Below are 1,310 nucleotides of genomic sequence, written 5' to 3'. Positions count from 1 at the left end.
CAAGCTCTTTCGCATTTTTTTCATCACAACCCTGTAAGAAAAATATAGGGGTCAAAACTAAAGCAAGGACTCCAAAACTTTTAATATTTTTCATTCAATTAAACCTTTAATTTAAAATATTTTTTCTGATATAATCTTAGCAAAATTTGTTGATTTTTGAGGGTTATGGATATGCAAAATAATAAAATCTTTTTAGTTGCGGAGCTTTCGGCAAACCACAATCAAGATAAAAATTTAGCTTTAAAGACGATTAAAGCGGCGAAAGATTCTGGTGCAGATGCAATTAAGTTGCAAACTTATACGCCAGATTGTATGAGTATTGATTGTGATTTAGAGGATTTTAGGATTAAGGGGACATTGTGGGGTGGAAAGAAATTTTATGATTTGTATCAAGAGGCAATGACTCCGTGGGAGTGGCACGCGGAGCTATTTGAATACGCACAGAATCTCGGGCTTGTATGCTTTTCTAGCCCTTTTAGTAAAGAGGGTGTGGATTTTTTGGAAAGTTTGGGGAATCCTATTTACAAGGTAGCATCTTTTGAAATTGTAGATTTGGAACTGATTGCCTATATGGCGCGTTTGGGTAAGCCAATGATTCTCTCTAAAGGAATCGCAAACAAAGAGGAGATTCAAGATGCTATTAATGCGTGCAAACAAACGGGTAATACAGATATTACGCTTTTACAATGCACAAGCTCTTATCCCGCTCCTTTGCATAGTGCGAACTTGAGCCTGATTCCACATTTGAAGAAGGATTTTGGGGTGGAAGTCGGGTTATCCGACCATACTTTAGGAATCACCGCACCGATTGCTGCTGCAACGATTGGCGCAAAAGTAATTGAAAAGCATTTTATGCTGAATCGCAAGCTTGGAGGTGTGGATAGCGCGTTTAGTCTTGAGCCTGAAGAGTTTGCGCAAATGGCAAAGGCGGTGCGAGAGGTAGAGGAGTTGCTTGGAATTCCAACTTATGAATTAAGTCAAAAATCTAAAGAGGGCAGAGCGTTTATGCGCTCCTTGTATGTGGTAGAAAATATTAAAAAAGGCGAGAGAATTACCGCAAAGTCTGTGCGTTCTATTCGCCCAGGATATGGAATCGCACCAAAATATTTAAAACAAGTCATAGGCAAACGCGCAAGTCGTGATTTGTATCGGGGCAAGGCATTGGAGTTTGCAGATTTTAGCGGTCTTTAAGAATCACTTGTGCTGGATAATTTTACCCCCCCCCCCTTTTTTTTTCTGCTATAATTCCACATTAAATTTCAAAGGAATCCCTAATGTATTGCACTTCCAACACAATGTTTAATCCCCAT

Annotated in this window: 1 protein-coding gene; it reads left to right on the top strand. The window is 39.1% G+C overall.

Translation table 11 applies throughout. The features are described from left to right. Positions 1-171 precede the first annotated feature (171 nt). On the top strand, positions 172-1,191 hold the full coding sequence (gene pseI, locus Q1553_RS00095; RefSeq protein ID WP_115551962.1) for a pseudaminic acid synthase: 1,020 nt from the start codon (positions 172-174) through the stop codon (positions 1,189-1,191). Positions 1,192-1,310 lie beyond the last annotated feature (119 nt).

Source organism: Helicobacter sp. UBA3407, assembly GCF_949747025.1.
GTDB classification, from domain to species: Bacteria; Campylobacterota; Campylobacteria; order Campylobacterales; family Helicobacteraceae; genus Helicobacter_D; species Helicobacter_D ganmani.
Note: the sequence above shows the minus strand (reverse complement) of the source record. Positions and strands in the feature narration are given on the sequence as shown.